This is a genomic window from Mesorhizobium atlanticum (assembly GCF_003289965.1).
Taxonomy (GTDB): Bacteria; Pseudomonadota; Alphaproteobacteria; order Rhizobiales; family Rhizobiaceae; genus Mesorhizobium; species Mesorhizobium atlanticum.
On the sequence record NZ_QMBQ01000003.1, the window covers coordinates 1 to 10120 of the forward strand.

The window sequence follows — 10120 nt, forward strand, 5'->3', positions numbered from 1 at the left end:
GGGCCGGGGTGGGGGTTGCGGATAGGAGGGCCAGCGTTGCGGCTAGAGCAGCTCCTAATGGAAAGGTATGGCGCGAGGGGGGGCTCGCGCCGGACCTCAGACGAAAAAGCGCACTCCGCAGAATCGCTTGCCTCACCCTATTCAACGAAAACCTTCACGCTCGCCGCGCGGCCGGCGGCGTCGATTACCGTCAGCGTCGAATAGCCGGTGCCGTCGGGCTGCCAGGTCGCGGTGCGGCGGCGGTCGATGCCGGCGAGCGGCTTGCCGTTGGCGAGCCAGCGGAACGGCGCGCGGCCGCCCTGAAGCTTCAGCACCAGCGGTGTGGCGTCGGCGGAGTTGGTGCCAAGATCGACACTGGCGCCGTTGGGCGGGAAGATGATGGTCGGCGCGGGCTCGGTGGCGGTGGCCTGCACCAGCCCGTCCGACCCGGCGCCGAAACGGGCCAGCGTCACCGGCAATTCCTCGCGCTTGGGGTTGAAGACACCCGGCGGCCGGCCGGGCAGCGGCACGCTGGCAAGGCCGGAGCGGACGAAGCCTTCGAACAGGATGGGTGCCGCCGAGACATAGCCCGACAGGCCCGGGACAGGGCTCGCATCGGCGCGGCCGACCCACACACCCAGGACGTAGCGGCCGTCGAAGCCGACGGACCAGGCATCGCGATAGCCGTAGGAGGTGCCGGTCTTGTAGGCGATGCCGCGCTGCATGGCGCCTTCCGGCGGCTTCACGCCTGACAGGATGTCGTTGATCTGCCAGGCCGCCTGGTCGTCGAGGATGGTGGCTGTGGTGCGCTCGGCATTGGCCGGCTCGGTGCCGTCATGCAGCGTATGCATCTTGCCGCCATTGGCGAGCCCCGTGTAGAGCTGCACCAGGTCGCGCAAGGTCACGCCGACGCCGCCAAGCCCGATCGCCAGGCCCGGCGCCTCGTTGACCGGCAGGATCGGGTTGACGCCGGCCTGGCGGAATCGCGCCGTCAGCCGCGCCGGACCGACCGCGTCGAGCACGCGGATCGCCGGCACGTTGAGCGACAATTGCAGCGCCTGGCGGATCGAGACATCGCCTTGGTAGCCCATGTCGAAATTCTTCGGCCGGTAGCCGCCGAAATCGGCCGGACTGTCCTCGATGATCATCTCCTGCGCCACCAGCCCTTGCTCGAAGGCGAGCCCGTAGATGAACGGCTTGAGCGTCGAACCGGGGGAGCGCACCACCCTGGTCATGTCGATCCAGCCGGAGCGGCTGGCGTCGAAGAAATCGGCCGAGCCGACCTCGCCGAGGATGTCGCCGGTGCGGGCGTCGGCCAGCACCATGGCGACGGAAAGTTTCGGGCCGAGCTTCCTGGCGGCATCCCTTGCGACCTGCTCCAGCCCTTGCTGCACACTCCGGCGGATGGTGAGTTGGAGCGGCTTGCCGGGCACGGCCCTCGGCAGCATGGCGTAGGAGGCGTGCGCGGCCAGCGCCGGCAGTTTTCTGCGCAGGCCGGAGACGTCGTCCAGCGCCGCGCGCTGCGCTTCGCGCTCGCCGAGCAGGCCGGCCGAGACCATGCGGGTCAGAACCCGGTCGCGCGCGGCGTGCGCTATGCCGAGGTTGCGGTCGGGCCGGCGCTTTTCCGGCAGCTGCGGCAGCGCGACGAGGAGGGCGGCTTCCGAGACGGTCAGCCGCTTCGGCTCCTTGCCGAAATAGGCAAGTGAGGCGGCGCGCACGCCTTCGAGATTGCCGCCATAGGGCGCGAGCGTCAGATAGCGCTCGAGGATTTCCTGCTTGGACAGCCGCCGTTCGATCTGGATGGCGCGCAGCATCTGCTTGATCTTGGAGCCGAGGCTGCGGCTGTCGCGCGGCTCGATCAGCCGGGCAAGCTGCATCGACAAGGTCGAGCCGCCCGACACGATGTGGCCGCTGGTGAGGAGCTGGCCGGCGGCGCGGCAGAGCGCCAGGACGTCGACGCCGCGGTGATCCCAGAAGCGCTTGTCTTCATAGGTCACCAGCATGTCGACGAACTGCTTGTCGACCTGGTCGAGGCGGGTCTCGAGCCGCCAGTAGCCGTCCGGCGTGGCGAAGGCGCGCAGAAGCTGGCCGTCGCGATCCTGGACCTCGGTGGAGACCGTCAGCTTTGCCGGCAGCGGCGGCGGGAAGGCGCGGTCGAGTTCCCAGAGGGTGGCTGCGGCGATCGCCGCAAACCCCGCGAGTGAAGCTGCGGCGATGCCTGTTCGACGGAGAAATTTCTTGGAGGGCATGGCGCTGCCCCTCATCCGCCTGCCGGCACCTTCTCCCCGTATAGTGACGGGGAGAAGAGGGCTGGCTGCGATGTCGGCTTCTGTCTTGCGACGTTGCCGAGTGGCGAAAGCGTCGGCGCAAGCCCCTTTCTCCCCGTCACTATACGGGGAGAAATGTCCGGCAGGACAATGAGGGGCAGCGTCATCGCTATGTCTATCAAGCCGCTTACTCCGCCTTCACCTCCATCACGCCGGTGGCGGTGCGGGCCGAATATTGCGGCCGGTACATGTCCTCCACCGTCGCCGCCGGATGGGCATAGGTGCCTGGCGTCACGGCACGCACGACATAGGCCAGCGTGATGTTGCGGCCGCCGTCGCCTTCGTTCGGATTGAAGGCGGCGACGAAGCGATCGTCGCGGAACTCCAGATGCGCGGCGTCGGTCTGCGCCAGCCAGGAGAAGTTCGACAATTGCGCGCTGGACACCAGGCTCGGATTGTCGATCTCGAAGCCGGCCGGCAACAGATCGGTGATCAAGAGCCGCGACGGCCATTTGTTCTGCTCATAGACCTTGAGCACGACCACATAGCGCTCGTTCTGCTCGGCCTCCGTGACATTGGCTTCGGTACCGTCGAGCTTGTAATAGGTGCGATCGATAGTGAAGCCGTCGCCGCCGGCGGGCAGCGGATCGACCGGCGCGGCGACCGCGGTCACCACCGCCTGCAGCGGCGTCGCGCCGGTGTTGGCGATGGTGAGCGGGCTGTCGACGAGGTCGCTGCCGGCGACCTGGTCGGAATAGCCGCCCGAATGCGGCGCGCCGTTGACGGAAAGCGTGATGGAATCGTTGCCCTCCTTCAGCGCCCGCGCGGCAAGCAGCATCCAGGATTCGTCCTGCGTGCTCGTCCAGCGGGCATCGGCGCGTGCCACGCCCACCAGCTTGATCAGTTGCGGCATGATGCTCGGCACCGGCTTCGATTCCGCCGCCAGCGCCAGCATCGCCGCGCCGTCACGCAGCCGCGAGCCATAGTCCGAGCGGTACCAGTCATAGTCGGTTTCCGACTGCGCCAGCCTGAGCGCCGTCTGGAAGGTCGATTCCGAGCGCTGCGTGTCGCCGTAGAGCGCCAGGCTCGCCGCCAGTTGTGCGACCGCCATCGGGCTGGAGAAAGCTTCGAGCTGCGTGTCGGCGTAGTAGCGCAGGTCGCCGATCGAGGCCTTCTTGTTGCGGGCAAGCACATAGAGCGCATAGGCGATATCGCTGCCCTTGTCCTGGACATCCTGGTCGTAGCCCAGCGAGTTCTGCAGGTTGTTCAGCGCCTGGTTCATCGCCAGCGCCGGCACATCATACTTCTCCTCGCGCGCCCGGGTCAGGAACTCGCTGACATAGGCGTCGAGCCACAGGTCGCCCGAACCCGGCCCCCACAGGCCGAAGCTGCCGCTCGACGACTGATAGGACAGCACCTTGTAGATGGCGTCCTGGATGCGTTGATGCAGGTCCGGGTCGCTCTCCATGCCGATGCTCTTGGCCATGTCGTTGACATAGAGCAGCGGCATGGCGCGGCTGGTGGTCTGCTCGGCGCAGCCATAGGGATAGCGGTCGAGCGACATCAAAAGCGACGGCACGTCGAGCGCGGACGACTGCGAAACGCCGACGCTGACCGAAGCGCCGTCCAGCACGCTGGCGGCAAGCAGCTCCTTGTCGACCCGCAGCGAGCCGCCATGCGGCTTCAGGTCGACAACCATGCGGTTGGTGACCGGAAGCTGCGCCGGCCGCACCGGCAGATAGAGCGTCTGCTCGACCTGCGTGCCGTCGGCATGCGCGAGCTTGACGGTGACCGAAGCGTCGCCCACGGTCCTGGCGACCAGCGGGAAGGTGAGCGACTGGCGCTTGCCCTGGGCGAGCGTCAGCTTCTCGGGCAGCGGCTTGTCGCCGGTCGAAAGGTCGCCGGTGGTGGTGACCGACAGCGCATAGTCGCCGGCCGGGCCGTCAGTGTCGGCGATGTCGAGCCGCATGGTCGCGGCGTCGCCCGGCGCCAGGAAGCGCGGCAGGCCGGCGGTGATTACCACCGGATCGCGCACGATGACGTCGGTCTGGGCATGGCCAACGGCTTCCTTGGTCCAGGCGACCGCCATGACACGCACGGTGCCGTTGAACTGCGGGATGTCGAAGTCGATCCGCGCCTTGCCGTTGGCATCGAGCTCGACCGGGCCGGAGAAGAAGGCGACCAGCTTTTCGGTCGGCGGGCTGCCTTGCGCCTGCATGTTGGCGCCGTCGCCGCCGGTCCGTATCTTGCCCATCGTGCCGAGCGAGCCGTCGATCAGGCGGCCATAGAGGTCGCGGATCTCCAGCCCCAGCATGCGCTGGCCGAAGAACCAGTTCTCAGGATCGGGCGCCTTGTAGTTGGTGAGGTTGAGGATGCCGACATCGACGGCAGCCACCATCACATAGGCGTTTGTGCCCGGCTGAGCGCCATTCACCGCAACAGGGATCGACAGCTGCTGGCGCGGCATCGTCTTTTCGGGCGGCGTCAGCGTGACCGCCAGCTTCTTCGAGCCCGGATCCACCGCCAGCCATTTGACGCCGATGGCGCGGGCTGGCATGCGCGATTCCTGTGCGTCGCCCGGCCGGAACAAGGTCGCCGTGACATAGGCGCCGGCGCCCCAGTCGTCGCCGACCGGGATGTCGACGCTGCTGCCGCCGGCCGGCACTGAAGCGGTGACCGTCTTCAACAGCTTCTCGGCGCCGATGGTGACCAGAAGTTCGCCGGCAAAATGCGGCGAGACCTTCAGCTTGGCGACTTCGCCGGCGGCGTAGCTGTCCTTGTCGAGGGCGATCTCCAGGCCGTCGGGAGTCTCGGTGGTGGTGGAGGCGACATACCAGCCGGCGTCGAACTCATAGCTGGACGCCGGACCATCGGGGTCTGCGGTCTCGACCTCGAGCCGGTAGCGGCCCCAGTCGACGGGCAGCGACACCGTCGCCTCGCCATCGGCCTTCAGGTCGACCGCGCCGTTGGCGACGGCCTTGGTGAGGTTCACCGCCTCGTAGTTCCATGAATTGTTGGAACGGTACCACTGATAATTGCGCTCGACCTTGACCAGCGACCACTGGGCGCCCTTCAGGTCCTCGCGCTTGCCGTTCGGATCGACGGCGATGATGCTGAACTTGGCAGTGCCGCCTTGCGGTACCTCATCATCCGCGAAATCGGGACGGATGCCGATGACGTCGCGCTGCGGGCGAACGCCGATGTCGAGCGAGCGCTCGACGGCGCGGCCGCCGGCTTCGCGCATGCGTACGGTGACCTTGGCGTTGACCAGCTTGGTGGTCGACGGCAACTGGTCGATGGTGATCGGGAAGGTCGCCTTGCCGTCGTCGCCGACGACCGGAAGATTGGCGAGAGGCGTCACGGTCGGCTCACTCGACTGCTCGTCGGCGAGGCCGAAGGTGAAGTCCTTGAAGCTGTCCCATTTGCTGGTGGTCGACAGCGTCATCTCGCCTTCGAGCGCAAGGCCCGCGGCCGGCGCACCGTAGAGGAAGCGGCCGTCGACGGTGGCGTTGGCGGTCTCGCCCTGGGCGATCTCCTTCTTGTCGGCGGTCAGGTCGAATTCAATGCGATCCGGCACGAAGTCCTCGACCAGGAACATCTGGCTGGCGACCGGCGACTGCTTGGGATCGGTGTAGATCGACACCGTCCAGGTGCCGCGCATGGCGTTGGCCTCGAGCGGCAGGTCGACGGCATGGCCGCCGGCGGACTCGCCGTTGCTGACGATGCGGCGGTTCTCGACGCCGTCGGGCCGGGTGAAGATGAAGGTCAGCGGCAGGTTCTCGACTGCCTTGGCGGCGCCGTCGCGGGCAAGGGCGGCGACATGCACGTCCTCGCCGGCGCGGTAGATGCCGCGCTCCGTCCAGGCATAGACGTCGAGCGCGCCAGGCGAGGCGCGCCCCTCGACGCCGCGATCCGACAGGTCGAAGCCGGCTTTGCTCATGTCGAGGAAGACGAAGTCGTTGTCGCCCTGCTTGGCCATCAGCACCGCCGGCACCATGCCGTTTTCGCCGCGGGTAAGGCCCGGATTGAAGACGGCGTGGCCCTCGGCGTCGGTGGTCGCGGCGCCGAGGATTTCGTTATTCTTGGCAAGCAATGTCAGTTCAGCGCCGGAAATCGGCTTGGCCGAGCCCAGCGAACGGGCAAAGACGTTGAGCCCGTCCTGGCCGGTATAGGTGGAAAGGCCGATGTCGGAGACGACGAACCACTGTGTGGCGCGCGAGCCATAGTCGTCGCTCTTGTCGTCGACGGGCTGCGCGGTCAGCACATAGACGCCCGGCTTGCGCTGCGGGATCGCTTCATCCACCGGGAAAGAGGTGGTCACTTCCTTGTTGAGATCATTGGCGATTTCCAACGTGCCGGACCAGACCGGCGCGCCCATCTGGTCGGAAATGGTGGAAATGTCGTAGCCGTCGAGCTGATGCAGGAACTGATAGCCGGACAGAAGCTGCGCCAGCGAACGATCGCCGATGCGGTAGAGCGTCATCTTGGCGGCGTTCATGTTGACGGTGACGACCGGAATGCCGCGGCGCGCGCCGGCCGGCAGCACGAAACTGTCGCCGGTAAAGCGGGCGGACGGTGCACGGTCCTGGACGTAGATCGACAGCACGACGGGCGCGGCGATCGTCTCGCCGACCGCGGCCGGCAGGCCGGCGCGGAAGGTCACGTCATAGTGCTGGCCATGTTCCAAACCCTCGACGCAAATCTGCTTGTCCTTGGCCTCGACGGCTTTGCGCGCGGCATTGTCGACGGTCACGAACTGCGCATAGTCGACGCCGGTCTTGACCAGTTCCTCAGAGAACTGGGCGCAGATGCGCGGCGAGGAGGAGTCGGCATCGACGGTATGCTCGACGACGCGGAAACCCTTGCGCGCCTTGAGGTCGGCATAGTCGGCTTGGACAGCCGGCGAGCTCACCAGCGCAAGGCTTGCTTCATAGGCCTGAAGCGAAGGCCGGTAGAGGTCGCGCTTGTCGAGGCCGGCGGCAAGCAGCGCCAGCGCCTCGGCGCGGGTCTTTGCCGTACGCACCAGCTTGTAGGCGTTGAAGGCCGCCGAGGTGGCGTTCATCGGGAACGTCGCGGGCTCGGTGGTGTTCGACGCCGGCTCAACGGACAGTATCTCGCGCGCCAGCGCCAGCCAGAGCGCGCCGTCATCGGGCAGAACGGAGATCGCGGCCTGATATTTCTGCATGGCAAGGCGATGGTCGCCGGTCAGCGAAGCCTGCTCGGCGGCGGCCTGCAGGGCAGCAAGGCCCTCGGTCGGCTTGTCATAGGCTGGATCGGTCAGCTTGTTGCGAAACTGCTGGGCCTGGTCGGCCATCCAGTTCGGAAAGAAGGCCAAGGCCGGCGGAGCGCCGATATCGGGGTCGCCATCGACATTCGCGACCTTGCCGGCGACGGCGCCGGTGAAGGATTTCAACTGGTTATAGTCGGATTTGAGAAAGCACCACTTCGCCTTGGTGTTGTAGGTGAAGGCGCGGCAGGCGGTATCGCCGAGGCATGTGGTCTTGCACTGGTCGAGGCTGACATTCTGCTCCGACCTCAGGTCGAAGCCGAAATAGTCGGAATTGTCGGTCGTGACGATTCGCCGGGCTTCGGCCGCAAATGCCGCCCCGCCCAGGGCGAAAAAGATGAGAAGAAGGAAAGAGAGACCACGAGCCGCGCGCATTGCCATACCACCCTCCCGACATCGCCAGCGTCCGGGCATGATCAAGCTTCGTGCAGGCTTGTCAACGCCGGAGCGCCGCGGGTTATTCACCCGCGAACGGTTTCCAAGCCGGCCAAAGGCCGGTATTTCGACAGAACCTCTGTGAGACGGATCACACTTTCTTGCGAAAATGCAAAAGGTGTGAATTCCAAGCCCGGTCTATTTCAGACAATTGGATTGTGGCCCCTTTACGAACGTTTCGGAACTTCATTCCAATTTTAGGTTTGTCGACTAGGTTGTCTTAATGCCGGCGCATGAAACGCAGATGTCAGGAGGGTTCGCGCCAGGGCGCGGGCTTCCGCGCGCCCTGCTTTTCGCGCTTGTCTGCTCGACCGTGTTGGCCGGCGAGATGCGGCCTGCGGCGGCTTTCGAGATTTTCGGCATCAAGCTTTGGGGCTCATCCAAGGACGAGGACGCCGACATCGTCGATCCGCTGCGTTATTCGGTGACCATCGATGCGCCGGATGCCGACAAGGACCTGGTCAAAAAGCTCGAAAACGCCTCGGCGCTGAAAAACGACGAGGATCATCCGGTGTCGGGATCGCTCGGCCTGATGGCCAAGGCGCGCAGCGACCGCGAACAACTGGTCGCCGCGCTCTACGCCGATGCCCGCTATGAAGGCGTGGTCACCATAACGATCGCAGGCAAGTCGATCGACGAGTTGCCGCCGGACGCCGAATTCAAAGGGCCGCAGCCCATTCCGGTCGTCGTCAGCGTCGCGCCCGGGGCGAAATTCACACTGGGCAATATCCGGCTGAAGGGCGATGCCGCCGGGCTGGCGAGCGCCGATTTCGGGCTGATCGCCGGAGGAGATGCCGGATCCGGCGCGGTGCTCAAGGCCGAAGCGCTGATCGTGCGGGCTCTGAAGGAAGAGGGCAGGCCGCTTGCCAAGGTCACGGATCGCGAGATCGTCGCCGAGCACTCCAGCTCGACGCTGGACGTGACGCTGACGGTGGCGGCCGGCCCGGTCGCCGGTTATGGCGACACGACGGTCGAGGGCACGGAAAAGGTCGATCGCAACTTCACGGAATACATGACCGGGCTGAAACGCGGCCAGCAATATTCGCCCCAGGAAATCGACGATGCCCGCGACCGGCTGCTCGGGCTTGAAGTCTTCAACAGCGTGACCATCAAGGAGGGCGACCGCCTCGACGCCAACGGCAATATCCCGATCGACGTTCAGGTGAGCGAGCGCAAGCCGCGCTTTTTCGGCCTCGGCGGCACGTTTTCGAATACCGAAGGGCTGGGGCTCGAAGGCTATTGGGGACACCGCAACCTGTTCGGCCAGGCCGAGAAGCTGCGCATAGACGGGTCGATCAGCGGCATCGGCAGCAACAGCATTTCGGCGCTCAACTACAATGCCGGCGTCATGTTCGAGAAGCCGGGCGTGCTCGGGCCGACGTCAAAATTCTTCACCGGCATCAAGACGGTGTTCGAACACCCCGATGCCTACGACCATTTCTCGGTGAAGGGCGACGTGGGCGTTTCCTACGACCTCGACAAGAAGCAGAGGGTCTCGGCCGAATTCGACCTCGATTATTCGAGGATCACCGACGCCTTCGGCAAGCATTCCTATCTGATCGCCAGCGTGCCGCTGCAATATGTCTATGACAGCCGCGACAACAAGCTGAACCCGACCAGGGGATTCCGCTTCCTCGCCTATGCCGAGCCGAGCTACGACATTTTGAACGGTGCGACCTTCCTGAAGCTGAAGGGCGAGGGCTACACCTATCAGTCGCTCGACACGGCGAGCAGGTTCGTGCTCGCCGAACGCGCGACGCTCGGCTCGATCGTCGGCACAGGGCTGCAGAACGTGCCCGCCGACCGGCGCTTCTATTCCGGCGGCGGCGGCTCGGTGCGCGGCTATTCCTACCAGGGCATCGGCCCGAAGGACATAAATGGCCAGCCGATCGGCGGCCTCTCCTTCTTCGAGACCTCGGTGGAGATGCGTATCGGCATCACCGACACGATCGGCATCGTGCCCTTCGTCGATGCCGGCACGGTCTCGACCAAATCCTTCCCCGATTTCTCGAATGTGAAGGTAGGCGCCGGCGTCGGCCTGCGCTACATCACACCGTTTGGTCCGCTGCGTATCGACGCGGCCGTGCCGCTCAACCGCGATCCGGGCGATCCGCGTTTCGGCATCTATGCCGGCATCGGCCAGGCTTTCTGA

3 protein-coding genes are annotated in these 10120 nt (G+C 65.7%); 1 reads left to right on the top strand and 2 read right to left on the bottom strand.

Annotation, left to right across the window (positions count from 1 at the left end; translation table 11 throughout):
- Positions 1-137 precede the first annotated feature (137 nt).
- Both pbpC and DPM35_RS09835 read right to left on the bottom strand, forming a co-directional pair.
- Positions 138-2228 carry a penicillin-binding protein 1C gene (pbpC, locus tag DPM35_RS09830; protein WP_245431493.1) on the bottom strand — a complete coding sequence of 697 codons (2091 nt, stop codon included), beginning with the start codon at positions 2226-2228 and terminating at the stop codon, positions 138-140.
- Positions 2229-2433: 205 nt separating this feature from the next.
- On the bottom strand, positions 2434-7914 hold the full coding sequence (locus DPM35_RS09835; RefSeq protein ID WP_112127132.1) for an alpha-2-macroglobulin family protein: 5481 nt from the start codon (positions 7912-7914) through the stop codon (positions 2434-2436).
- 277 nt (positions 7915-8191) lie between these two features.
- On the opposite strand from DPM35_RS09835, the gene DPM35_RS09840 reads away from it, so the two are divergent.
- Positions 8192-10120, top strand: a complete 1929-nt coding sequence (locus DPM35_RS09840) for an autotransporter assembly complex protein TamA (protein WP_112127133.1) — start codon at positions 8192-8194, stop codon at positions 10118-10120.

Coding starts and splice junctions, on each gene's coding strand:
- DPM35_RS09840 (WP_112127133.1), top strand. CDS start 8,192: ATGCCGGCGCATGAAACGCAGATGTCAGGAGGGTTCGCGCCAGGGCGC.
- DPM35_RS09835 (WP_112127132.1), bottom strand. CDS start 7,914: ATGGCAATGCGCGCGGCTCGTGGTCTCTCTTTCCTTCTTCTCATCTTT.
- pbpC (WP_245431493.1), bottom strand. CDS start 2,228: ATGCCCTCCAAGAAATTTCTCCGTCGAACAGGCATCGCCGCAGCTTCA.